At 72.5% G+C, this 24,573-nt stretch carries 19 protein-coding genes; 7 read left to right on the top strand and 12 right to left on the bottom strand.

All coding sequences use genetic code 11. The features are described from left to right. Positions 1 to 629: 629 nt before the first annotated feature. Positions 630 to 1,997 carry an FAD/NAD(P)-binding protein gene (locus ACTEI_RS20705; RefSeq protein ID WP_122979161.1) on the top strand — a complete coding sequence of 456 codons (1,368 nt, stop codon included), beginning with the start codon at positions 630 to 632 and terminating at the stop codon, positions 1,995 to 1,997. A gap of 12 nt (positions 1,998 to 2,009) precedes the next feature. On the opposite strand, the gene ACTEI_RS20710 is transcribed toward ACTEI_RS20705, so the two are convergent. Together ACTEI_RS20710 and murJ are read right to left on the bottom strand one after the other, a co-directional pair. Next, complete coding sequence (locus ACTEI_RS20710) at positions 2,010 to 2,915, bottom strand: hypothetical protein (RefSeq protein WP_122979162.1); 906 nt, start codon at positions 2,913 to 2,915, stop codon at positions 2,010 to 2,012. A gap of 76 nt (positions 2,916 to 2,991) precedes the next feature. Next, positions 2,992 to 4,494 (bottom strand): murein biosynthesis integral membrane protein MurJ, encoded by a 1,503-nt coding sequence (gene murJ / locus ACTEI_RS20715; protein WP_122982294.1) that lies wholly within the window; start codon positions 4,492 to 4,494, stop codon positions 2,992 to 2,994. A 370-nt stretch (positions 4,495 to 4,864) separates the two neighbouring features. Between murJ and ACTEI_RS20720 the strand changes: the two genes are divergently transcribed. Beyond that, complete coding sequence (locus tag ACTEI_RS20720; protein ID WP_239082439.1) at positions 4,865 to 5,074, top strand: helix-turn-helix transcriptional regulator; 210 nt, start codon at positions 4,865 to 4,867, stop codon at positions 5,072 to 5,074. Between the two features lie 193 nt (positions 5,075 to 5,267). Here ACTEI_RS20720 and ACTEI_RS20725 read toward each other — a convergent pair whose 3' ends face one another. After that, positions 5,268 to 5,639, bottom strand: coding sequence for a DUF2203 domain-containing protein (locus tag ACTEI_RS20725; protein WP_122979164.1), 372 nt, complete (start codon positions 5,637 to 5,639; stop codon positions 5,268 to 5,270). A gap of 408 nt (positions 5,640 to 6,047) precedes the next feature. On the opposite strand from ACTEI_RS20725, the gene ACTEI_RS20730 reads away from it, so the two are divergent. The 3 genes from ACTEI_RS20730 (at position 6,048) to ACTEI_RS20740 (ending at position 9,228) form a co-directional block, all read left to right on the top strand. After that, positions 6,048 to 6,506, top strand: coding sequence for an SUKH-3 domain-containing protein (locus tag ACTEI_RS20730; protein WP_122982295.1), 459 nt, complete (start codon positions 6,048 to 6,050; stop codon positions 6,504 to 6,506). Positions 6,507 to 6,874: 368 nt separating this feature from the next. Beyond that, the gene (locus ACTEI_RS20735; protein WP_122979165.1) at positions 6,875 to 7,666 is read left to right on the top strand and encodes a DUF427 domain-containing protein; all 792 of its coding nucleotides are present in this window, start codon (positions 6,875 to 6,877) and stop codon (positions 7,664 to 7,666) included. Between the two features lie 350 nt (positions 7,667 to 8,016). Beyond that, positions 8,017 to 9,228: a M20 family metallopeptidase gene (locus ACTEI_RS20740; protein WP_239082438.1), complete on the top strand. Its 1,212-nt coding sequence runs from the start codon at positions 8,017 to 8,019 to the stop codon at positions 9,226 to 9,228. On the opposite strand, the gene ACTEI_RS37195 is transcribed toward ACTEI_RS20740, so the two are convergent. Then, positions 9,189 to 9,437, bottom strand: a complete 249-nt coding sequence (locus ACTEI_RS37195) for a hypothetical protein (protein WP_164466031.1) — start codon at positions 9,435 to 9,437, stop codon at positions 9,189 to 9,191. The two genes, ACTEI_RS20740 and ACTEI_RS37195, sit on opposite strands and share 40 nt — an antisense overlap. 183 nt (positions 9,438 to 9,620) lie before the next feature. On the opposite strand from ACTEI_RS37195, the gene ACTEI_RS20750 reads away from it, so the two are divergent. Then, positions 9,621 to 10,502 carry a haloalkane dehalogenase gene (locus tag ACTEI_RS20750; protein ID WP_122979167.1) on the top strand — a complete coding sequence of 294 codons (882 nt, stop codon included), beginning with the start codon at positions 9,621 to 9,623 and terminating at the stop codon, positions 10,500 to 10,502. A 525-nt stretch (positions 10,503 to 11,027) separates the two neighbouring features. Here the strand turns inward: ACTEI_RS20750 and ACTEI_RS20755 are convergent. From ACTEI_RS20755 to ACTEI_RS20785, 7 genes are all read right to left on the bottom strand, one after another. After that, positions 11,028 to 13,838, bottom strand: a complete 2,811-nt coding sequence (locus ACTEI_RS20755; protein WP_122979168.1) for a DUF5682 family protein — start codon at positions 13,836 to 13,838, stop codon at positions 11,028 to 11,030. Further along, complete coding sequence (locus tag ACTEI_RS20760) at positions 13,835 to 14,947, bottom strand: ATP-binding protein (protein WP_122979169.1); 1,113 nt, start codon at positions 14,945 to 14,947, stop codon at positions 13,835 to 13,837. The genes ACTEI_RS20755 and ACTEI_RS20760 overlap by 4 nt, the downstream gene beginning before the upstream one ends. A gap of 25 nt (positions 14,948 to 14,972) precedes the next feature. Further along, positions 14,973 to 16,301, bottom strand: a complete 1,329-nt coding sequence (locus ACTEI_RS20765; RefSeq protein WP_122979170.1) for a vWA domain-containing protein — start codon at positions 16,299 to 16,301, stop codon at positions 14,973 to 14,975. After that, entirely contained in the window at positions 16,298 to 17,665 is a 1,368-nt protein-coding gene (locus tag ACTEI_RS20770) for a hypothetical protein (RefSeq protein WP_122979171.1), read from the bottom strand. Before ACTEI_RS20770 ends, ACTEI_RS20765 begins: the two co-directional genes overlap by 4 nt. After that, entirely contained in the window at positions 17,665 to 18,165 is a 501-nt protein-coding gene (locus ACTEI_RS20775) for a hypothetical protein (RefSeq protein WP_122979172.1), read from the bottom strand. Before ACTEI_RS20775 ends, ACTEI_RS20770 begins: the two co-directional genes overlap by 1 nt. 73 nt (positions 18,166 to 18,238) lie before the next feature. After that, entirely contained in the window at positions 18,239 to 19,594 is a 1,356-nt protein-coding gene (locus ACTEI_RS20780; protein ID WP_122979173.1) for a bifunctional 3-(3-hydroxy-phenyl)propionate/3-hydroxycinnamic acid hydroxylase, read from the bottom strand. Positions 19,595 to 19,651: 57 nt separating this feature from the next. Next, positions 19,652 to 20,419 carry an arylamine N-acetyltransferase family protein gene (locus tag ACTEI_RS20785; RefSeq protein ID WP_122982296.1) on the bottom strand — a complete coding sequence of 256 codons (768 nt, stop codon included), beginning with the start codon at positions 20,417 to 20,419 and terminating at the stop codon, positions 19,652 to 19,654. A 251-nt stretch (positions 20,420 to 20,670) separates the two neighbouring features. Here ACTEI_RS20785 and ACTEI_RS20790 point away from each other — a divergent pair, with 251 nt between their 5' ends. Further along, positions 20,671 to 21,129 carry a DoxX family protein gene (locus tag ACTEI_RS20790; RefSeq protein ID WP_122979174.1) on the top strand — a complete coding sequence of 153 codons (459 nt, stop codon included), beginning with the start codon at positions 20,671 to 20,673 and terminating at the stop codon, positions 21,127 to 21,129. Between the two features lie 102 nt (positions 21,130 to 21,231). Here the strand turns inward: ACTEI_RS20790 and ileS are convergent, their stop codons facing one another. Continuing rightward, on the bottom strand, positions 21,232 to 24,330 hold the full coding sequence (ileS, locus tag ACTEI_RS20795) for an isoleucine--tRNA ligase (RefSeq protein WP_122979175.1): 3,099 nt from the start codon (positions 24,328 to 24,330) through the stop codon (positions 21,232 to 21,234). Positions 24,331 to 24,573: the final 243 nt, after the last annotated feature.

Below are 24,573 nucleotides of genomic sequence, written 5' to 3' on the forward strand. Positions count from 1 at the left end.
GGCGCGGCCCGGGGTCGCAGCCGAGCCCGGTACCACGGCGCGACCCGGAGCCGGCGCAACCGCAGCGCGCCCGGGAACCGGCGGCGGGGCCGAGCCCGGCACGGCGGCGCGACCCGGAGCCGGCGCAACCGCAGCGCGCCCGGGAACCGGCGGCGGGACCACGGCGCGGGCCGGCGGACCGGCGGGCGCGCCGCCGTCCGGGGGCGGGACCGGAACCCGGGCCGAGCCGGCTGCCGGGCGGCCGCGGCCCTCCGGCGGCACCGGAGTGCCCCGGCCGGCCCGGTCGTTCGGCTCCGCCGCCTGCGTCATCAGCCCGCTCCCTCCACCGGCCCGGTTCGCCCGGGCGGTGGACCAAGTATCACCGGAGCGCGCGAGTCCGCCGCCGGACTCATCCTCCGGGGCGGTAGCCGCAGGCGGCGGCACGGTCCTGCGCCGTCGCCGGCTTCCCGGGTGCCGCGCCGCACGCTGCGCCGATGCCGTCGGACACCCGGTCCCCCGGATCTCGCGGCTCACCCGGGGGCACGGGGCCCCGCGGCTCGCGGGAAAGCCGGCGGCGCGCGCCGGCAAACCTATAAAACCTGTGGGTTTTATGGTTTGCTTGACGGGCCGTCGACCTGCGGGAGAGTGAGATGTCGAGCCTCGTCGAAGCCGTTGCGCCCACCCACCGGGAAGCCGCGACCCGGCAGACCGTGGCCATCATCGGCGGGGGCGCCAGCGGGGCGCTGCTGGCCCGGGCGCTGATCCGCCGTACGGATCACGAAGTCGTCCTGGTCGCGCCGGACCGCGCGCCCGGCCGCGGCGTCGCCTACGGCGCGGCCGAGCCCTGGCACGTGCTCAACGCCCGGGCCGGCGCGATGACCGCCGACTTCGACGACCCACTGGACGTGGTCCGCTGGTCGGCCGCCCGGGGCCGGCCCGTGCAGCCGGGCGACTTCCTGCCCCGGGCGGTCTACGGCGACTATCTCGCCGAGCGCTTCGCCGAGACCGTGGCCGAATCCGGCGGCCGGCTGCGGCACCACCTCACCACCGCGACCGCGCTGCGGTCCGGGCCCGATGGCCACGTCGTGCTCACCGGCGCCGGCCCGGTCCGCGCCGACCAGGTGGTCCTCGCCGTCGGCAACCCGCTGCCCGGCCGCCTGCCCGGGGTGAGCGAGGCGGCGTACGCCAGCCCGCGCTTCCACCCCGACCCCTGGGCCGAGCGCCGGGACCTGCCCGCCGACGAGCCGGTGCTGCTGCTCGGCACCGGGCTGACCGCGGTGGACGTCGCGCTGAGCCTGTCCGCGGCCGGCCACCGCGGACAGGTCGAGGCGCTGTCCCGCCGCGGTCTGCTGCCGCTGGCCCACCCGGAGACCCCGCCCGCCCCGGTCCGCCTCGACCTGCCCGACCGGCTCACCCTGCGGCAGCTGCTGCGCCGGGTGCGGGCCGAGATCGCCGGTGGGGCCGACTGGGTCGCCGTGGTGGACGAGCTGCGTCACCACGCCGACCGGCTCTGGCACGAGTTCGGCGACACCGACCGGCAACGCTTCCTGCGGCACGTGGTGCGGTACTGGGACGTGCACCGGCACCGGATGGCCCCGCCGGTCGCCGCCCGCATCGCCGAGCTGCGCGAGCGGGGCGCGCTGCGGTTCACCGCCGGCCGGCTGCGCGCGGTCCGGCCCGGCCCGCGCGGCGGCCTGCTCGTCGAGGTCGAGGGGGCGTCGGCCCGCCGGTTCGGCGCGGTGATCTGCTGTACCGGGCCGGGCACCCTGCCCGGCGCCGCCAACCCGTTGCTCGCCGGGCTGTTCCGTGACGGCGCCGCCCGCCCCGCGCCGTACGGCCTGGGTGTCGACACCGACCCGGACGGCCGTGTCGTCGATGCGCGCGGGCACATCCGGCCCGGACTGTGGCTGGCCGGCCCGTTGCGCCGCGGCCGCTCCTGGGAGGCGACCGCGGTCCCGGAGATCCGCGCGCAGATCAACCGGCTGGTCTCCGCGCTGCAGGTCCGCACCGGCGGGTAGCCGCGCCGGGGCTCAGTCGACGTCGTTGGCCAGCATCTCGTACCCGATCAGCGGCAGCGTCTCGGCGTCGGCCGGGGCGCGCGGCGGCTCGGTCCGGCCGTACTGCGAGATGGTGATGACGACGGGCGGCTCGGGATCGGCCGGTTCCGGCGGCTGCGAGGCCAGCTGGTCGGGCATCTCCACGGTCAGCTCGGCGAGCCGTCCCCGCTCGTCGAGAACCGCCCGGTAGGACATCGCCTTCGCGCGCGGGCCGTAGAGGTACGTCGGGTCGCTGAACAGCAGGTCGAGATCGGGGTCGACCCGGGTCGCGTCCAGTGTTCCGGTGATCGTGTCACCGGAGCGCCGCGCGGTGGTCACCGCCTTGATCAGGGCTTCGGCGTCCGGGCCGTCGGCTCGGCCGGGCCCGGGCAGTGTCGGCATGGAGTCCAGCCCGCTCTGCTCCTCGATCGCGGCGGCCGCCGCCAGGCGTTTCTCGTCGACCCGGACCCAGTGCTTGCCGTCCAGCAGGGCGTAGACCCGGTTGATGTCACGCAGCTGGCCGGGGGCCGCCGCCTTCCTGCGGTACTTCATGTACAGGTCGCGCTCCTCGAGGTTGCCGTGGATGAGGTACCGCAGGTACGTCGCGTCGCCGACCCGCATCATCGCGGCCTGGCCCAGCTCCAGCAGTGCGCCGTCCGGCAGGTGGACGGCGCCGTGCGTGATGTCGGCGGTCAGGTACGCGCCGGTCCGGGTGAAGGTGTAGTCGCCGGCCCGCAACGCGTCCACGGATCTCACCAGCGCCTCCCTCGCGTCGGCCGGGCTCGCGCCGGTTGCCGGACCGGCGTCACCGGGCGAGGTGCCGGGACGCGCGCAGCCGGTGACGCCCAGCGCGGCGGTGAGAGCGACAGCGATGATTCGTGGCAGCTTCGGGAGGGTCACGGGGCCAACATAGAGGCCCCGGACAAGTGCCCGGCGCGACCACCCGGCGATCCGCCCGTGACCGGCGGGGGGCGCTTCAGAGCGGGCGCAGGCCGGCGAGCGTGGTGGTGACCACCAGCCGCAGCTCACCGACGTGCAGCAGGCGCGCCACGGCCAGGTAGCCGAACGCCCCGGCGGCGGCCGCGGCCACGGTCGCGGCCGGGGTCCCGGAGAGGGCGAGGACCGCGGCGGCGCCGCCGCCACCGGCCGCCGCCGCGGCGAGGACCCGCAGGTGGGTACGCAGCAACCGCCGCCCGTCGATCCACCCGAACCGCCGCCGCAGCAGCACGACCGTCGCGGCCAGCCCGCACGTGTACGCGATCGTGTAGGACACCGGCACCCCGACCACGATGGACCCGGCCGGCAGCACGGACCCGGACACCGCGCACCCGGCGATCCCGATCCCGGTCACCCCGGCCGTGATCAGCGCCGGTGTCCGGGTGTCCTGCAGCGCGTAGAAGCCCCGCTGCAGGATCGCGTACGCGCTGAACGGCACCAGCGCCGGCCCGAACACCGCCAGCACCGTCCCGAGCAGCCGCACCGTCGCGGGCGCGCTGTTGCCGTGGTCGAACAGCAGCGTGGCGACCGGCCGCCCGAACAGCACCAGGGCGACCGCGATCGGCGCCATCACGGCCACCGCGACCCGTACCGCGAGCGACAGGTCCCGCACGATCCGGTCGTGGTCGCGCCGGGCCGCGCTGCGGCTCAGCCGCGGCAGCATGGTGGTCATCACCGACAGCGCGATCACCGCGAACGGCACCTGGAAGACCGCGAGCGCGTTCTGGTACGCGGTGACCCCGCCCGCCCCGCTCATCGACGCCACCCGGGTCGCCGCGGCCAGCAGCGCCTGCGCGCCCAGCACCGACAGCAGCACCCACCCGGCCAGCCCGCCGATCCGCCGGATCGCGATGCCCCGCGGGTCCAGGCGCAGCCGGATCGGGAACCCGGACCGCGCCAGCGCCCACACCACCAGCGCCGTCTGGGCCAGGACACCGGCACTCGTCCCGGCCGCGAGCAGCGGAAAGCTCGGGTTCAGCACGTAGAGCAGGCCGACCGCGATCACCACCAGGCTGTTGGCCAGCGGCGCCCACGCCGGGGCCGCGAAGCTCCCGCGGATGTTGAGCACGGCGCCGGCGGTCGCGCTCACCCCGTAGAACAGGATCTGCGGCAGGAAGTACCGGCTGAAGGCGACGGCCAGGTCGCGCTGGGCCGGGCTGAAGCCGGGCGCGTAGAGGTCCACCAGCCACGGGGCGACGGCCAGGGCGAGCAGCGTGACCGCGCTCAGCGCGTAGACCATCAGGGACAGCAGCCGCTGCGTGTAGAGCACTCCGTGATCCGGATCGGTCAGCGCCGCGCGGGCCAGCAGCGGCACCACGACGCTGGCCATCGCGCCGCCGATGAGCAGCTCGTAGACCGCGTTGGGCAGGGTGTTCGCCACGTTGTAGGCGTCCAGCAGCCGGGTGCCGAGCCCGAGCGCCGCGGTCAGCACCAGCACCCGCACGAACCCGGCCACCCGGGACGCCAGGGTCGCGACGGCCATCGCCTGGGTCTTCATCACCCTTTCCTACCCCAGCCGCGCCAGCCACCGGCGTTCCCGGCCCGGCCTCCCGCGCGGCCGGCGGACCTGGCGGGCAGCGGGGCGGGCGGAACCTCCGATGTCCGCGAACCCTCGGCGGGTGGGCGGACAGGAGGGCGGCACGAGTTTCGCCGCGCAGGCGATCGCCGGCGCCGGCGCTGGCACGGGCCCGGCGGGTTCATGTTCGCGATCACCCGGCCCGGGCCGGCCGGCCCGGGCGGGCCTGACGCCACGGACCCCGCCAGGGCACGAGGCCGGCGGAACATGACGATGCGGTATCGAACGGACGACAGCCCTTCACGCGACTAGATGTCGCATGACTATAGTCGGGCGTATGTCACGACACCTCATGGGAGCCGGGGAAATCGCCAAACGGCTCGGGCTCAGCCGGCAGCGCGTCCAGCAACTCGCCGAGCGCGACGACTGGCCGGAACCGTTCGACGAGCTGGCCATGGGCCGGGTCTGGCTGATCTCCGACATCGAGGCCTGGATCCAGCGGCAGCGCATCGAACAGCGGTCCGGTGAGCCGCCGCCGGAGACGTGACCGCGGGCCGCACAGCTTCACGCGGGCGGCCGCACCTCGCGCAGCGGTCGCTGTCCCCGCGGATCGCGGCGCCGGAGCGGCGGATCGGGGTGCGGCTGTTCGACCGGGGCTCCCGCGCGACCCGGCGGGCGCGGCGCTGCCGCCCGGGGCCCGGGCACGTCGCGTGCGTGCACGCCGGCCCGGCCGCTCGGCGTCAGTCGACCGGAGGGAGCCGGCGCCGGCCCGCGACGCCGAGGTCCGGCCGGTGGTACCAGCCTAGTTCGGCTTCGCCCTCCAGCCAGCACAGCAGCACCGGCACGCCGTTCAGGTCGGCGGGGAAGTCGACCAGCAGCGGCGCGACTCCCTTGAGCTCCGCTCCCGACTCCTGCACGACCGTCATCAGCTCGTTGAGCCGCGCCTCCGCCGCCTTCCGCTCCGGCAGACCGCCCAGCCTCGTCGGCTCGCCACCCGGAACCAGCGCCGCGGACAGCTCCACCATGTCGGCCCGAACCTCAATGATCTCCTCGAGGACGGGCCGCAGCCGGTCCAGCTCCGCGCGCGCTTCCTCCAGCGTGAACAGCCCCATGCCCGACAGTTAACCACTCTGTTGATCGTGACCGGTGACGCTCCGGACGCCGGATCATGGTGTCGCTGTCTGACGATCAACACCGACCCCGTACGGGTGGTAGGCCTCCGGAGGAAACGTGGCGGGTCACCCACGCGAACGCGGCCGCCAGCACCTCGCTCGCCTGCGCCCGATCCGTCAGGACCGCGACAACGGGCATCGACAAGGCACGGACGCGGCTACGCACCCATCGCCGCAGCGTCACCACCTCACCGAACAGGGGGTGAGGCCGGGTCGGAGCCGGAACGCTGGGGTGGTTCTCCGGCGCGTGCACGGATCTGGTAGCCGAGAAGAGCGCACTCGATCATGCTGGCGCGACCTTCGTAGACCGATGCGGTTCCGATGGGCCAGTGGCCTACAGTCGCTGCCATGGACGGCGCGGTACGGCTACACGGGGAAACCCGTCAGATCCTGAAAGATGCCGGGTGGCACGTGAATCGCGCCGTCGACACGGAGCGATGGGAAGCGGAACTCGTCGCCGACGGGTTCGCGCCCCTGCATCCCGTGGCCATGCGATTTCTCGCCGAGTTCGGCGGTCTCACAGTTCCTGACGGCGGTGCTGGAGTCACTCGCGCTCGCGAGTCGTTCACGCTGACGCCTACCGACTGCCGCGGCGAAGCGGACAGTTTTGTCGAATGGGGCGAGGACATCGGCCGCAGTATCGCCCCGATCGGCGTACTGGCGGGCGGAACCTGCGCCTGGGCCAACCTCGGAATAGACGAGCAGGGCGAGGTGTACGTCGTCAGTAGCGCGCTGGCCACCTTCGGCCGAATGCCGCGAGCTCTGGACCGGCTTGTTCTCGGCCATATGCCCCGCGACCTCAACTGACCCACCCCACCGGTCAGCGCCGGCTCAGGTGCCACCCTCCCCCCGGCCTTCACGGGCCGCATGACGGGCTGCGGCCGCCCGAGCCCACACTCTCATGTACCGCCGATCGGGCCTCTCGCCCGGCGGCGCACCGCCCACCCGCGATGGCCGACCGGCCTGCGGACTGCCGTCCGGCCAGGGCGGGCAGGACCGGCTCCGCTGAAGGCGCTCACCCCCTGATCACGCGGGAAGAACCTTGCCACCGCCGCCGAGTGCGGCACCGCGCCGGCGACGACGGCGCCCGGCGAGGGGTCGATGTGCGGTTGCGGCAAGCCGCGAAATCCGATGAAAGGCGTCCGACCCCGGGTGTAGCGGTAAGACTTACCGGCATGAGCCTGAACGTCGGGGTCGAGATGATGAGGCTTTTCGGCGAGCTGCGGCACGCGTCGACCGGCAAATGGGTCCGCGCCAGGCTCGGCGGCCGGCTCGCCGTCGACAGCCGTGCCGCACTGCTGCTGTGGGAACCGCGCCGCATCGTGCCCACCTACGCCGTGCCGGACAGGGATGTCCGAGCCGAACTCGTACCCGTCGAGCCGGCTGCGGACAGCGACGTACCGGTGCTGCACCCCGGCATCCCGTTCGCCGTGCACTCCACGCCCGGGCAGCCGTACGACGTGCGCGTCGGGGACGACGTCCGCGAGCGTGCCGCCTTTCGCCCGGACGACACGGACCTCGCCGGTCACGTCGCGTTCGACTTCGACGCGTTCTCCTGGACGGAGGAGGACGAGCCCCTGTTCGCGCACCCGCGCGACCCGTTCTCCCGCGTCGACGCGCGGCGCAGCAGCCGGCACGTGCGCGTCGAGCGGGACGGCGTGCTGCTCGCCGAATCGCACACCCCGACACTCGTGTTCGAGACGAAGCTCACCCCGCGCTTCTACCTGCCGCGCGAGGACCTCAAGGCGGAGGTTCTGCCCAGTGACACGGTGACGGCCTGCCCGTACAAGGGCCGCGCCACGTACCTGTCGTTCACGGTGGGGGAAGATCTGGCCTGGACCTACCCCGACCCGCTGCCCGAGGCCTCGCCGCTCGCCGGCCTGGTCGCGTTCTTCGACGAGGTTGTCGACGTCACCGTCGACGGCGTGCCCTGGGGTCGGCCCGATGCGCCGCTCGCCAGGTCATGAAGGGCGAGGTCGGCGTCTCCTGAGAGGCGCGGGAAAGGAGGCGGAGCCGGTTTCACCGACGTCTCAAGATCGAGTGCCCTTTCCTGCAGCGGGCCGGGCGCCACGCATGGTCACGATTGTGTCATCGGCCGACGCGCGCTCGTGCCGACGAGAGTGCGTTTGATCTGACCTGACCAGAATTGGTCGCGACCGGGTCAGCCGAGCCCTATTTCGGTTCGCCCCGGGGCGAGGGCTGCGTCCTCAGCGGCAGCTCTAGCCGCCGCGCACCGTCTGGAGGATCCGCGGCCGCTGCGCGACCTCCCGGTGCTGCGTCCGCCGCGGCTGACACCATGAGCGAAGGGAGCCTGCCCGTGGCCACCGCCGAGGTGACAGACCAGCGAGCCCTCCTGGCCGCTGCCCACGACGACGCCTCCTCCGCGCTGCGCCTCATCCGCGACCTCGTGGCCGTGCCCAGCCGCGGCGGCATCGACCCCTACGGCCCCGTCGTCGACGTGGTGACCGGCTGGCTGCGCGCCCGACACCTCGACCCGTACGTCCTGCACGCCGAGGACGGCACCGAAGCCGCGGTCGTCTGCGAGATCACCGGCGGCCACCCCGGCCCCCGCCTCGTCCTTGACGCGTGCCTGGACACCGCCCCGTTCGGCGACGAAAACGCCTGGTCGCATCCGCCGGCCACCCCGGTGGAACGCGACGGCTGGCTCTACGGCCGTGGCGCCGCGGATTCCAAGGCCGCCGTTGCGATCTTCTGCCACCTGGCGGTCCGCCTGGCCGCCCAGCGCCACGCCATACACGGCCGGCTCGTGCTGCTGTTCGATCTCGACGAGCACACCGGCGGCTTCGCCGGCGCGAAACGCTACTTCGAGGGACCGGACGCGCCTACCGACGTGATCGGCGTGATGATCGGCTATCCCGGCATCGACAAACTCGTCGTCGGAGGCCGCGGCGTCCACCGGGCGCGTCTGCACGTACACGGCGTCGGGTCGCACTCCGGCGGCAGCCGCCGAACCCCCAACGCCATCGAGAAGGCGGCACACCTCGTATGGGCGCTCGCCGGTCAGTCCCTCGGCGGCCCCGACGATCGGTTCCCGATGGGGCCGCGAGCCACAGTGACCGCCGTCAACGGGGGGCAGGGCTACTCCACCACCCCCGACCTGTGCACCGTCAACATCGACATACGCACCACCACCAAGTTCGGCGACCGAGATGCTCACCTGCTGCTCCACCAGCTCGCCGCCCACGTCGACAGCGAATGGCCGGACACCGGACCCACCGTCATCGAGACCGTGACCCGCTGGCCGCCCTACGCGCTCACCGACGACCATCCGCTGCCCTCGGTACTGATGACGGGCGCAGCCCAGCTCGGCCTCACCGTGCAACCGAAGGTGGCCGGGCCATCGAACATCGGCAACTACCTGGCCGGTCACAACGTGCCGGCAACGGCCGGCCTCGGAGTCAACTACGACGGACTGCACGGCACCGACGAACGCATCGAGATCGCCTCGATCCCCCTGGTACAGGCCATCTACCACACCGCCGTACTGACCTTGTTGGGCGTGAGGTAGCCCAGCACCGGCGCATCGGACCACTCCGCAAGCTGATCACCGGCGACACCGGCGAGCTCCGCGCCCGCGTCGCCGCGATCCTGCTGCTTCTCTACGCCCGACCGCTCGGCCGCATCCTGCGCCTGACCATCGACGACATCGACACCACCGGCTCCGAACGTCCTGCTCCGGCTGCGCGACCCGCCAACGCCGGTCCCCGAACCCGTCACCGGCCCACTGCTGGCGCTACGTGACGCGGTCGCACATGATTGTGTGCGGACACAGGCCGCACGTATGTCACCCACCTGATCGAGGCCGGCTGGGACGCCTCGACCGGAGACCATAAATCCCGCGGGAGGCGATGTTCACGCCACCCGGGCATAGCCCGGTCGGATATCTGATGAGGAGTCGGAATGATCTCAGCCGCGGAGCGATGCCCGAAACACCATATTACCGTGAACGGGCTGCAGATGGCATACGTCGAAGAAGGCGCCGGGAACCCGATCGTGTTCCTCCACGGTAACCCGTCCTCGTCCTATCAGTGGCGGAACGTGATCCCACATCTGACCGGGCTGGGAAAGTGCATCGCACCCGATTTGATCGGGATGGGCGCTTCGGACAAGCTCCCCAACAGTGGTCCCGGCTCATACCGGTTCATCGAGCACAGGGAGTATCTCGACGCGTTCCTGGACGCCCTCGGCCTGCACGACAAAGTCACCCTGGTACTGCACGATTGGGGGTCGACGCTGGGCTTTGACTGGGCCTGCCGGCACCCCGATCAGATCCGTGGGATCGCCTATATGGAAGCGTTTGTCGCACCCATCAGTTCATGGGACGACTGGCCGGAGCAAGCCATCGCCACCTTCCAAGCGCTCCGTTCCGATGCCGGGGAAAAGATGGTGTTGCAGGACAATTTCTTCATCGAGCGAGTCCTGCCGACCGAAACGCTCCGCCGGCTGACAGAGGCCGAAATGGCCGTGTACCGGCGCCCCTACCTTGAGCCCGGCGAATCGCGCCGACCCACCCTGACCTGGGCCCGCGAGATCCCGATCGGAGGCGAACCAGCCGACGTGCACAACATCATCACCCGATACGCGACCTGGCTCGCCACCGCAGACATCCCGAAACTCTTCATCGAAGCCAACCCTGGCGCCATGTTCCCCAGCCACCGCGACATCGCCAAAAGCTGGCCCGACCAAACCCACCTGACCGTCCCCGGCGGGCACTTCCTCATCGAAGACGACCCCGTCACCATCGGCACCACCATCGCGACCTGGCTCAACCAGATGCCCTGACGGCTACCACCAGGTCACCGCCGCCCGCCTCGCCGCCGACGCAGGCCTGGACACCGCCGGCGCCGCGGCCGCCGAGCACGACGTCGACGTGCGGACCCGCGTGCGGAACAGAGCCGTCAGGTCGCTCAGTGAAGGTACAGACGTGGGTGGATCACTCGGAGACGTAATAGCGTCCGAACCCATAGCGTCCGACGCGGTGGCCTGCTGCGCAGGGCGATTCCGCGATCGCACCTGCCGGCGCGGAAAGGCGGACAGGCCGGCGAACTGTGTGAGGCGTCGCAGGAGCTGGTCGGTCGGCGGGCGTGATGAACTGATTGCTGAGAGGACGTCTCATCCTGCGCGGGAGCGGAGCCGAACGACTTCCCGACAACGCCGTCACCGTAAGCCTTCCCGACAACGCCGTCACCGTAAGCCCGGCAACCAGCGCCGGCCATCGAACCCGCGCGGCCGGCACGAGCCGGGCAAACCCGTGACGGGCTGTCCGGAGCTTCCCGCAACGCTCCGGACAGCGCGTCACCGACCGGCTCAGGGGCCGACCAGAGCCGCGACCGCCTCAGCGGCGCCGGGGAAGGCGGCCAGCAACACCGTCGCCGCCCCGCCGTGTTGTGCCACCGGAACGTCCGGGAGCACCGCCCACTCCCCCGGGCATCCCAGCATGTCGGCCACCGCGTCGGCGCCGGCCGGATGCCGGGCCAGGAACGCGGCGACCGGCACGGCCTCCAGCGGGAGGCCGGCGGCCTGCGCCGAGGAGCCGGCCCCGGTCCGGGCGGGGAGGCCGGCGGGCGCGGTCTTGCGGGCCAGCCACGGTGGGGTCCATGAATCGATCGCGGCGAGCGCGCCGGGGAAGGTGCGCCCGGCCTCCCGGGTGAGGACCGGCACCAGCTCCGCCGCCTGCTGCTTCAGCGTGGTGATCAGGTGGGGCAGCCAGGGCAGCAGCACCGGGTCCGGCAGCCGCCCGAACGCCTTCGACAGCGTCTCCACGACGAACGGGGCCAGCCTCGGCACCGGGTCGAGGGCCTGCACGAAGCCGCTGACGTACTGCGGGAACGCCGGCACGACGAGCGGATTGCCGAGCAGCCCGTCGACCCGCTCGCGGAGTTGCGCCAGCGGCAGGTCGCCGAGCTGGTTGCGGGCCGCCCAGAGCAGGGCGATCTTGGCGGGGGCCTCCGGGTGGGACTGCCGGACGGCGATCTCCAGCTGGGTACGGTCGCAGCCGAGTGACAGCGCCAGGCTTTCCATGCTGAACAGGAAACCCAGCATCGCCCCGACCTGCCGCGCCCCGGTGTCCTCGTCGACGAAGGCGGTCGGCAGCAGGGTGCAGTAGTGCGCGTACCCCTCGGTGACGAACCGCTCGCACCAGGACGGCAGCACCGGCGTGGTGGCGCGGTGGTGCGCGAGCAGTCGCCGGATCCGCCGCAGGACGGCCGGCGCGTCGTCGACGGTGCGTTCGGCGGCGAGCAGTTCGACGGCGCGCAGGCCGAGCTCGTCGGTGAGCCGGGGGCTCTGCAGGAACAGCATGGAGTGCTCGACCGCCTTGAGCGCGGTCGCGGCGGTGGCTTTGGGATCCCACGCGTCCCGGCGCAGCCGCTGCTCCAGGACCTGCTCGACGGTGACGCCCTCGTAGCCGAGCTCGATGATGGTGCGCTGGTGGCGGCCCAGATCGAGGTCCCAGCTCTCCTGGATGGGTTTCTCGCCGAGCCGGCGGCTGCCCATGATGGGCCGGACCGCCTGGTCGGGCAGCAGGTAGCGCAGCATCCAGAGCAGCTGTGAGCACCCGACCAGCTCGGGCCGGGCGGCCAGGTCGAGCAGGGCGCGCTGGATGCTGCGCTGCTCCAGGTTCAGCCCGAGCGGGGCGAGCCGGTCGTAGACGTCGCGGGCCAGGGGTGGCAGGGCGGCGTAGCCGACCTGGCCGATCCGGTCGCCGCCGAGCAGGATCTCGCAGAGGCGCCGCACGTCCCGGCGGCCGGGCACGGCGTCCTTCTCGATGCAGGTGACCGCGGCGTCCTGGAAGTCGTACGGTGTCGGCCGCGCCCGCCCGCGCATCCCGGCGAGCAGCAGGGACGTCTCGAAGACCGCGATCGCGTCGGCGGTGCTGGCGAGGTACCCGTTGCGGCGGGCGAGCCGCACGATGTCGACGCACCAGCCGCGGAGTTCCTCCTCGTCGAGCCCGTCGAGGGCGGGCGGACCGGCGAGGTAGCCGCTGAGGTGGTCGGTGACCGGGCCGCTCGTGCCGGACGGGGCCGGCAGCGCCTTGCCCGCCCGCTGTCTGCCGCCCTTCTGCCCGTCCAGCCGGAACGGGGTGAGCCGGAACCGGCCGAGCTGTTTCTGCCAGGTGGCGGCGGCGATCGACACCGAGCCGGGCGCCAGGGCGAACTGCGCCTCGATCGCCGAGTGGCTGGACGGGATCAGGCCGTACAGCCAGGTGGTGGCGGTGCGCGGGGTGATGTCGAAGTCGGGCGTGGCCGGGTCGGAGCCGGCTTCCGTGACCCGGCTGGCCGCGTGGAAGGCGCCGCAGATGTACAGGCAGTCGGCCGGGTCGGTGCCGGTGGCGACCAGATGCCGGCGGATCCGGGTCCACATGTACCGTTCCCGGTCCTCGTCGCGGGCGTACCGTCTGTCGTGCGGGGCCAGCCGCCGGAACAGGCTGCCGATCAACACCATGACCTGGCGGTACGTCTCGTGGTCGGCGCCGGCCAGGGGCTGCTCGACGTACTGGTCCCACCACTCCGACCAGTGCCGGACCCGGCCGTGGCGCAGCAGGTGCTCCTCCAGTTCGGCGAAGCGCGGCCGCAGGTCGCCGATCTCCACACCCACCGCGTCACCGTGCAGGTCGTCCTCCGGCTCCTCCGTCGCGGCCGGGGACGCGTCGGGTTGCCACTGGAAGACGTGGTCGGTGGACCGGTCGACCAGGACCAGCTCGACCCCGGGGGTGTCCAGGGCGTACGAGATCGCCTGGTACTCCGCGGACGCCTCGGTGATCGGCGCGATCACCGAGAGCGGCGCGGCCTCCTTCGGGAACCCGTCCAGCTCGGAGGCGAAGGCCTGCAGCGCCACCGGCAGCCGGCAGTTGCGCAGCTCGGTCAGCAGCGGCTGGAGGTCCTCGCAGAGTTCCAGGTAGACGACCTTGGGTTGTTTCTCCCGCAGCCGGCGCAGCATGGCCAGCGCGGAGGCCGGCGAGTGGTGGCAGACCGGGAAGATCTCCAGCGGCTCACGCAGCGCGTGGTCCACGTCGTCGACCATGCCGGCGAGGATCTCCGGCAGCGCGGCCGGACCCCCGGCCAGCGCCTCGGCCGCGCCGAGCAGCTGCGTGCGCAGCGCGTCGAAGGGCGGTGTCACGACAGGGTCGCAATCGCCTGGCGGCCACCGGCCAGGAACCCGTCCCACTCGCCGCTCTGCTCCCTGCTGCGCGGCTCGATCACCCCGTGCCAGTACTTGTTGAGGATGGCCAGGTCCTCCGGGCTGCGCCGGGCCAGCGAGCCGACCAGCGACCCGGCCAGGGTCTCGGCGGTCAGCGTGCTCGCGCCGAAGAAGTTGCTGTGCAGGATGGCGTCCTCCAGGACGCCGATCTGCTCGGCGGTCGACAGCGCCGACTCCAGCCGCTCGTCGTCGCTGGTCGCCGACGCGGAGGCGGCACGCAGGTCGGCGAAGCTCTGCAGCAGCACGTCGAGCAGGGTGGGCGGCACCTCCAGCTCGATGTGGTGCCGGCGCAGCAGCTCCTCGGTGCGGAACCGGACGATCTCCGCCTCGCTCTTGCGGTTGGTCACCACCGGGATGCGCACGAAGTTGAACCGCCGCTTGAGCGCCGAGGACAGGTCGTTGACGCCGCGGTCGCGGCTGTTGGCGGTGGCGATGATGCTGAAGCCCGGCTTGGCGAAGACGATGTTGTCGTCGTCCAGCTCCGGGATCGACACGTACTTCTCGGACAGGATCGAGATCAGCGCGTCCTGCACGTCGCTGGTGGCCCGGGTGAGCTCCTCGAAGCGGCCGATCACGCCGCCCTCCATCGCCGTCATGATCGGCGACGGGATCATCGAGGCGCGCGACTGCCCCTTGGCGATCACCATCGAGACGTTCCACGAGTACTTGATGTGGTCCTCGGTGGTGCCGGCGGTGCCCTGCACGACCAGCGTGGAGTTGCGGCTGATCGCGGCGGAGAGCAGCTCGGCCAGCCAGCTCTTGCCGGTGCCGGGGTCGCCGATCAGCAGCAGGCCGCGGTCGGAGGCGAGGGTGACGATGGCCCGCTCGACGAAGCTGCGGTCGCCGAACCACTTCTGCGGGATCTCCCGGTCCAGGCCGTCGGCGCGCTCCGAGCCCAGGATGAACAGCCGCACCATCTTCGGGCTCAGCCGCCAGGAGAACGGCTTCGGGCCGTCGTCGACCGACTCCAGCCAGTCCAGCTCCTCGGCGTACTTGACCTCGGCGGGGGCGCGCAGCATGTCACTCATTGCGGGAAGTCTCCTTGGATGGGTATCAGACGAGGAAGTTCTTGAGCTCGGTGACGAGCTTCTTGATGTGTCCGGACAGGACCGGCGTGCCCTGGTCCTTGAAGCGCTGGCGGAACCACGGGTTGACGCTCTGGTGGCCGCCGCTGCTGACCGAGCCGACCGGGATGAATCTGGCGCCGGAGCGGTGGATGGCCTGCATACCGGTGAAGACCGCCTGCTCCTGCCACTCGTAGAAGTCCGAGATCCAGACGACCACGGTGTTCCGCGGGTCGGTGATCTTGGGGCGGGCCAGGTCGAGCGCGACCGTGCCGTCGGTGCCGCCGCCGAGGTGGGTGTGCAACAGCACCTCGAACGGGTCGTGCACCCAGGGGGTGAGGTCCAGGGCGCGGGTGTCGTAGGCGATCAGGTGCACGTCGACCTTGGGCAGGCCGGCGAAGATCGAGGCGAGGATGGTGCAGTTGACCATCGCGTCGACCATCGACCCGGACTGGTCCACCACCACGATCAGCCGGGCCGGCTCGATCCGTTTCGCGGTCTGCCGGTAGTACAGCCGGTCGACGTAGAGCCGTTCGTCCTCCGGGCTCCAGTTCGGCAGGTTCTTCCAGATCGTGCGGTCCAGGTCGAGGTTCCGGAAGATCCGTTTCGGCGGCACGGAGCGGTCGATGGTGCCGGCGCTGGCCTGGGCGACCTGGGTACGCAGCACCTCGGCCACCTCGTCGACGAACCGGCGGATCAGCGCCTTGGCGTTGGCCAGGGCGACGCCGTCGAGGTTGTCCTTGTCGCGCAGCAGCTGCTCGATCAGCGACATGCTCGGCGTGAGCTGCCGTGCCAGGCGGTTGTCGGCGAGCACCTCCCGCAGCCGCATCCGGCTGACCAGGTCGCCCTCGATCCCGGCCAGCACGCCGCCGAGGCCGGAGGAGTCGTTGCCGGCGCCCCGGCCGCGCAGCTGTCCGGGCTGGCAGCCCGTCGAGCGCTCGAACCAGCCGGCGTCGCCCTGCCACCGCTGCAGCTGCTCGGCGGTCACACTGCCGGAGCCGGTGGCGAACACGTTGAGCAGCAGCTTGGAGACCAGCGCGGCGCGCCGGACGGCCCCCTCCCGGTCGTCGTCGGCGGCGGACCCGCCGGTCATCAGGCCGTCGAACTCGGCCTCCAGCTGCGGGAACCGCTGCACCACGGTGTCCACCGAGACGGCCGGATCCAGCAGTGCGGCGGGCAGTCCCAGGTCGCCGACGATCGCCATGCTGCCGGACTCCAGCGCGGCCTGCTCCTCCGGGTCGAAGAGCCGGGCCAGCAGGCGCCAGTAGAGGACCTGCCGCCGCGTCTCGGCGGCGGCCACGTCGGGAGAGTCGCTCATTTGCGCAGCAACCTTCCCGCGCGCTCGCGCAGCACGTCGACCGCCGTGCCCGCGGCCGCCTCGGCCTTGGCCGCCTTGGCGTCGGTGGGGCCGAGCGCCCAGTCCCCAGCGTGCACGGTGACCGGCTTGCGCTTCACCACCGCCTGCACCGCGAGCGGTTGCAGCAGCCAGCGGCCGTCCCACCGCAGCAGCCCCAGGCACGCCGTGGAGGCGGCGACCAGCTGCGGGGTCAGCGGACCGGCCGCCGGCAGCCGGTCCAGATCCAGCGGCAGCGTCACGCCGCCGCCCAGGTCGAAGCCCTGCCCGGCATGGGTGTAGCCCTCCAGCAGGACCGGCTCGGCCAGCACGCCGGGGTGCCGGTCCAGCGGCGCGACCGGGGACGCGGACGCCGCGCCGAGGCGCACCCGGGCCGTGGTGAACGGGTCGGCGGGCCCGCCGGCGGCGGCCCGCGACTCGTCCCAGATCAGGTCGCCGGCGGGGGTGAGCGCCATGCCGGACACCTCCACGGTGCGGTGCTCGGCCAGCACGCCACGAAAGATCGGGAAGGCGGACAGCATCCGCCACGCGGCCGGGCCGCTGATGGTGTCCACCTTGGCCGCGGCCACGCTGGCGCGCACCAGGCGGACCGCGCCGCCGGGCGTCTCCAGCAGCGCGTGCGCCTGCGCCCGGAAGGCGGTCGGATGCTCGTGCAGGTCCACGCCGAGGATCACCAGCCGGCCGTCGACCGGGGTGCTCGCCGCACCGGGCCGGCCGTCCTGGGACAGCAGCAGGGCACGCGACCACAGATCGGCCCAGCGGCGCACCGGCACCCGCGGCAGGGTGGCCACCGGCGCGGCGGCCCGCAGCTCGGCGGCGAACCCGTCGAGCAGCACCGCGAGCCGGCGACCGGCCGGCTGGGCGAGCAGCGCCTGCACCGCCTGCGCGGCGCCGCCGGCCAGGTCGTGATCGACCCCGCGCCAGCCGGCGATGGCCAGCTCGCGCAGCCAGGACCGGCTCCCCGCAAGCAGTTGACCGGAATCGGTCACGAGGGGCGGCGCCGTCCACGGGTCACGGGTCCGGCCGAGCGCGGCGTCGAGGCCGGCCTGCAGCGCGTCGTGCGCGGCGCCGAGCAGTGCGAGGCGGGCCCCGGCCAGGGCGGCCAGGTGCTCGTCGGTGACCGTGCCGGCGACGATCTTGCCGATCGCGTCGGCGACCCGGCCGGCCAGCGGCGACCCGGCGAAGGCGTGGCCGAGGCCGTCGAGGGCGGCGGCACGCTCCTCGTCGATCCGGGCCAGGCCGGCCACGAGCGCGTCGTCCAGGCCGTCGACCAGGGCGAGCGCCTCGGCGAGCCCGTCCGGCGGGGTGCGCAGGGTGTCGGCGAGCATCAGCGCACCGCCCCGGCCGCCGGGAACCAGTGCAACTCGGGCAACGGGTCGGTGCTCGGCTCGACCTCGAGGTAGGCCAGGTGGCGCAGGAAACCGCTGAACACCTCGGCGGCCCGGTTCGGCGCGGTGGTGGGGTGCAGGCCGGCCCAGAGGTCGTCACCGTCCTGCGCCGGCTCGGCCTTCAGGTACCGCGCGACGCGGACCGGACCGTACTGCGCGACGGCGGCGTCGGCCAGCGCGCGCAGGTGGTTGCAGGCCGACGACCCGCCGGCGAGCCCGCCGCACGGCCGGTTGTTGTTGGTGTGGCAGCTCAACCCGTGGTCACCCGCTGTGATTGAGGAGACGTAGACACGCTCGATGTCGGAGCCGCTGGAGACGACTCCCTGCAGACGGCCGTCGGCCAGCTCGACGAACGGCACCTTGGCCAGTTTCCGTGTCCCCACCGGTGTGATGACGGGCGCTGAGCTACGCCGCTCGTAGGCGGCGCCGTCGCTTGTCACAACCAGTCCTCCCTCAGCTCTCAAGTGGAGGTAGTTGTATCCCAGCGGTACGACAAAAAATAGTTTCAGCAGCTCACAGGCCGGAAATCGCGACACCGGCGGCGGCCGGCAGCCCGGGGTCGGCGTGCCGGCCGGCGGCCGCCACGATCCGGTCCGGGCGGATCAGCAGCGCCCGCGGCGTGCCCGGGTCGGTCAGCGTGAACCCGTCGCCCAGGCGCGGCTCCAGGTCGGCCGGGCAGAGCCGGCCGCCGCCGCGCCCGACCAGCGGCCCTCGGCCGAGGGCGGGCCAGGCCACCGTCGTCGCGCGTCGCTCCACACCGGGCAGTTTGGTCACTGTCCGTAACATCGCGCGACGCAGCGGCGCGGAACGCCGGCTGCCGCCGGTCATCACCCAGCCGATCAGCATCGCCATCCGGATCATGGTTTTCGCGTACGGCCGGCGCTCGCTCTCGTACGTCGCCAGCAGCCGTTCGTCCGCCCGCCCGTCCAGCACCATCGCCAGTTTCCAGGTCAGGTTGGCCGCGTCCCGGATCCCGGCGCACATGCCCTGCCCGATGAACGGCGGGGTCAGGTGGGCCGCGTCGCCGAGCAGGAACACCCGCCGGTCCTGCCACCGCTCGGCGACCGCCCCGCGGAACGTGTACTCCGCCTGCCGCTGGATGCTCAGCGCACCGGGGTCCGTCCCGCCCAGCCACGGCCGGATCCGCGGCAGCACCTCCGGCGCCGGCCCGGCGTCCAGCCGGAACTCCCATCGGTACCGCCCGGGCGTGACCATCATGAAGGTGGCCGCCCGCCGCGGGTCGCACACCTGCTGCACCCCGTCGTACGCCGGCAGCGGCACCGCCGACACCGCGTCCACCACCAGCCACCGCTGCTGGAAGCCGAGATCCTCCCAGAGCGCGCCGATCGACGAGCGGACCACGCTGTTGGCGCCGTCGCAGCCGAGCACCGCGTCCGCCCACACCTCGCCCTCGGCACCGGAGTCAGCTGATCGATACCGGACACACACCGGCCCGGACGGCGGCTGCTCCACGTCGTACACGGAAATCCCGCCGCGGATGGCGGCGGCCGGCAGCCGGGCCAGCCGGGCCCGCAGCAGCCGTTCCAGGTCGGGTTGGTGGAACATGTTGGCCTGTGGGAACCCGTGCGGGCCGACCGGATCGCGGGTGAACTCGGCGAGCACCCGCAGTCCCGGGTCGACCAGCTGCATGCCGGGCGCCGGCCGGGAGATCCGGGCCAGCTCGCCGGCCAGTCCGAGACCCGCGAAGATGCGGAACACCTCGTCGTCGAAGTGCACCGCGCGAGGCAGTGGGTACGGCTGCGCGAACCGGTCCAGGACCACGCAGCCGATGCCCCGCCGGGCCAGCATGAGCGCGGCGGTGAGCCCGGTCGGCCCGGCCCCGACGATGACCACCGGCACGTGTTCCATGAGCACAGCTTGCCGAGCGCCGCCGTGGACCGCCAGCCGGGGCCCCGAGGTCCGGCGTCACTCCTGCGGGGGTGACGGGACGCGGTCCAGCTCGATCCCGAAGTGCACCCGGTACGCGCTGAGCACCTGCTCGTCCGAGGCGAGCGCGGTCTCGGCGCGCGCCGAGCCGGACGTGCGGATGAGGGTGCGTCCGCTCACCGTCACCCGGTCGTCGCCGTCGAGGCGGGTGCAGACCGGGTTGCGCCGGAAGTGCGATCCCGGCCAGGTCTGCTGCCACCAGCAGGTCGGCGCGAAGTCGGACAGCTGCCGGGGCGTGCGCTCGATCCGGTACTGCGGCTCGCCGTCGCGCAGCACGTCCAGGTCGCCGCCGTCCGCGTCGGCCAGCCGGAACCGGCCACCGGGGTCCGGCTGCTCGCCCCGGTCGGCCAGCCGCAGCGGGTAGGAGCTGTGCCGACCGAAGCCGACGTCCACCAGCCACGTGCCGTCCCGGCCGGCCGACACCAGCAGCGCGAGGTGGTCGAACGGCGGGCCCAGCCGGTGCTCGCCGTACACCCGCGCGCCGACCCGGGTCACGGCGTAACCGAGTTCCTCCAGCAGGACCGCGAACAGGCCGTTAAGCTCGTAACAGAACCCACCCCGGCGGCGCCGCACCACCTTGTCGAAAAGATCGTCCGGGTCGAGGGAGATCCGCTCGCCGAGATGGATGGCGAGGTTCTCGAACGGCACGGCGGTCTGGTGGGCGCGATGCAGCGCACGCAGCGTGGCGGCGTCCGCGGCGGCCGGCCGAGGGACGCCGATCCGGTCGAGGTAAGCAGTGACGTTCACCGCCACAGCCTCCTACCTCGACCCCGCTTCACGTCAAGTGCGCCGGCCGGATCGGGCGGCGGCCACCGGGCCAGCGCATGGGCCCGGGTGGCGGGCGCGACGAACCGCGGGCCGGGCAGCCGGGGTGGGGCCCGGTGCCCGACCATTTGCGAAATCTTTTAAACAAAATTTATGGACATGAATGGAGTCAGCCGGTGCCCAGCCTCTAGTGTGAACCGACAGTTGTCCGTTTTTATGCAGAGGAGCGTCTATTGTCAACCCCCCGCTTCGCCAACGTCATCTGGCCGCTGTTCCGCATCGCCGTCGGCCTGCTGTTCGCCTGCCACGGTCTCGCCGGCCTGTTCGGCGTGCTCGGCGGCAACCGCGGCACCGGCGAATCGATCGCGGTCGGCACCTGGCCGAACTGGTACGCCGCCCTGATCCAGCTCAGCTGCGGCGCACTCGTGCTGCTCGGCCTGTTCACCCGCCCGGCCGCGATCCTGGCCTCCGGGTCGATGGCCTACGCCTACTTCGTCGTGCACCAGCCCGAAGGGCTGACGCCGATCGAGAACGGCGGGGTCCCCTCGGCCCTGTACGCCTGGTCGTTCCTGGTCATCGCGTCCCTCGGGGCCGGTCCCTGGTCGATCGACGCGCTGATCCGCAACCGGCGCGCCGATCCCGCCGTGACCACCGGCGAGAGGACGAAGCAGCCGGTGCCCGACCGGGCCTGAGAGGCTCCCGGTCCCCGCGCCCCCCGTGGCGCGGGGACCGGGATCACCGGAGGCTGAACGCGACCAGCTGCGTGACCCGCTCGACCGTGCGAATCGGCTCGGTCACGCGCGCGTGAGCCAGAAGGTCAGGCCGATCGACTCGTCGGTGACCGGGCTGGCATCGGCCCAGTCCGGGCCGCCTTCGGCGACATCGGTGGCCAGCACCTCGTCGGCGACCAGCTCACCGTGCTCGGCCAGGGCCAGAGCCAACTCCGGGGAGGCGGCGCCGTACCGCAACCGGATCCGGTCGGAGACCGCCAGGCCGCTGGACTTGCGCGCCTCCTGGATCTGCCGGACCGCCTCCCGGGCCAGCCCGGCGCGGCGCAGCTCCGGCGTCAGCCGCAGGTCCAGTGCCAGCGTCGCGCCGGCGTCCGAGGCGACCGCCCAGCCCGCGCGCGGTGTCTCGGTGATCACCACCTCCTCCGGGACGAGGACGACCTCCTGGTCGCCGACGGTCACCGAGGCGGCTCCGGCGGTGCGCAACCGGTTCTTGAGATCGGCCGCGTCGGCCGCCTGGATCGCCGCCGCCACCTGCTGGACCGCCTTGCCGAACCGCTTGCCCAGAGCGCGGAAGTTGGCCTTGGCCGTGGTGTCCACCAACGAGCCGGCCAGCGGCTGCACCTCGTGCACGTTGAGCTCCGCCGCGATCTCCGCCATCAGCTCAGCGGGCAGGTCCCCGGCGCCGGAGACCAGGGCCCGCGACAGCGGCTGGCGGATCTTGAGACCGGACTCGGCGCGCGCGGCGCGACCCAGCTCGACCAGCCGCCGCGCCTTCGCCATCCGCTCCGACAGCACGGGATCGACCAGGGCCGGGTCCGGCTGCGGGAACGCGGCCAGATGCACCGACGGCGGCGCCTGCGTCTCGACCGCGACGACGAGGTCCCGCCAGACCCGCTCGGTGACGAACGGCGTGATCGGCGCCATCAGCAACGTCACCGTCCGTAGTGCCTCGTGCAGCGTGGCGAGCGCGGCCGGGTCACCGCGCCAGAACCGGCGGCGGCTGCGACGGACGTACCAGTTGGAAAGATCGTCGATGAAGGCGGCGATCAGCTTGCCGGTCTCGTGCGGGTCGAACGCGGCCAGGGCCGCGTCCACCCGGGCGACCAGCTGCTGCAGCTCCGAAAGAACCCAGCGGTCCAGCGCGGTCCGCTCGGCCGGCGCCGGGTCCGCCCCGGTCGGCGTCCACTTCGCGGTACGACCGTAGAGCGCCTGGAACGCGACGGTGTTCCAGTACGTCAGCAGCACCTTGCGCACGACCTCCTGCAATGCCGCGTGACCGACCCGCCGGGCCGACCACGGCGAGCCGACGGCCGCCATGTACCAGCGCACCGCGTCGGCGCCGTGCCGGTCCATCAGCGGGACCGGCTCAAGGATGTTGCCGAGGTGCTTGGACATCTTGCGGCCGTCCTCGGCCAGGATGTGGCCCAGGCAGACCACGTTCTGGTACGGCGCCCGGTCGAACACCAGCGTGCCGACCGCCATCAGGGTGTAGAACCAGCCGCGCGTCTGATCGATCGCCTCGGCGATGAACTGGGCGGGGAAGCGGCGGTCGAACAGCTCACGATTGCGGGCCGGATAGCCGAACTGGGCGAACGGCATGGAGCCCGAGTCGTACCAGGCGTCGATCACCTCCGGGACCCGGGTGGCCGTCCGCGCGCACCGCGGGCACGCGAACTCGACCGCGTCGATGAACGGCCGGTGCGGGTCCAGCCCGGACAGGTCCCGCCCGGCCAGCCGGCCCAGCTCCGCGCGGGAGCCGACGCAGGTCAGATGCCCCTCGGGACAGCGCCAGATCGGCAGCGGCGTCCCCCAGTACCGGTTGCGCGACAGCGCCCAGTCGACGTTGTTGGTCAGCCAGTCGCCGAACCGGCCGTGCTTGACGTTCGCCGGCTGCCAGTTCGTCCGCTCGTTCTCCCGTAGCAGCGCGTCGCGCACCGCGGTGGTCCGCACGTACCACGACGGCTGCGCGTAGTAGATCAGCGCGGTGTGGCAGCGCCAGCAGTGCGGATATTTGTGCTCGTACGGCTCGTGCCGCAACAGCAGGCCGGTGGCGCGCAGCCGCTGCACCAGCGGCTCGTTGGCGTCGCGGAAGAACAGCCCGCCGACCAGATCCACCCCCGGCTCGAACGTGCCGTCGGGACGCACCGGGTTGACCATCGGCAGCCCGTAGGCCCGACAGCTGGCCAGGTCGTCGGCGCCGAACGCGGGCGCCTGGTGCACCAGGCCGGTGCCGCTGTCGGTGGTGACGTAGTCGGCCAGGATCACGATGTGCGCGTCCGGCACCTCGACCAGGTCGAACGGCGGCCGGTACGTCCACCGCTCCAGCTGGCGGCCGGTCCACGACTCCCCGGTCGGCGTCCAGCCCGGCGGGATCAGCGACTCGGCCACGATCAGCCGCTCGACGCCGTCGGTCACCACCACGTACGTCACCGACGGGTGCACCGCGACGGCCGTGTTCGATACCAGGGTCCACGGGGTGGTGGTCCACACCAGCAGCGACGTGGTCCCGGCCAGCGGGCCGGAGGTGAGCGGGAAGCGGACGTAGACCGACGGGTCCACATCGATCTCGTAACCCTGGTCGAGCTCGTGGTCGGAGAGGGTGGTCTGGTCGCGCGGACACCACGGGGCCACCCGGAAGTCCTCGACCAGCAGGCCCCTGTCGAAGATCTGTCGCAGCGACCACCACACCGAGTCGATGTACTCCGGGTCCATGGTCCGGTACGCGTCGCCGAGATCCACCCAGTAACCCATGCGCTCGGTCAGCGCGGCGAACGCGTCGGTGTGCCGGGTCACCGACTCGCGGCAGCGCGCGTTGAACTCGGCGACGCCGTACGCCTCGATGTCCTGCTTGCCGGTGAACCCCAGCTCCTTCTCCACGGCCAGCTCGACCGGCAGCCCGTGGCAGTCCCACCCGGCCTTGCGGGCCACGTGGTAGCCCTTCATCGTCCGGTAGCGCGGGAAGACGTCCTTGAAGACGCGCGCCTCGATATGGTGCGCGCCGGGCATCCCGTTCGCGGTCGGCGGCCCCTCGTAGAACACCCACTCCGGGCGGCCCGCGGACTGCCGCAGGCTGCGCCCGAAGATGTCGTGCTCACGCCAGAAGCGCAGCACCTCCTGGTCGAGGGCGGGAAAATCGACCTGGGCCGGAACCGCGCGGTACATGTCGCGACACTCTACTGAGTCTTGCCCAGCGACATGTGGGCGACCTTGCCGCCGGCCAGCTCGAACAGCAGGGTCCAGCCGTCGTCGCCGGGCACCGCGACGCGGTAGTCGTTGCGGACCGTCTGCGCCCCGGTACGCCGTCTGCACCTCGCCCAGGGTGGAGCCGCGCCTCGGTCATGCCGACGGTCAGCTTGCCGTACCGGTCCAGGCCGAAGTGGTCGGCGTCCGAACGGTCGCCGGGGC

It is taken from the genome of Actinoplanes teichomyceticus ATCC 31121 (assembly GCF_003711105.1).
Lineage (GTDB): Bacteria > Actinomycetota > Actinomycetes > Mycobacteriales > Micromonosporaceae > Actinoplanes > Actinoplanes teichomyceticus.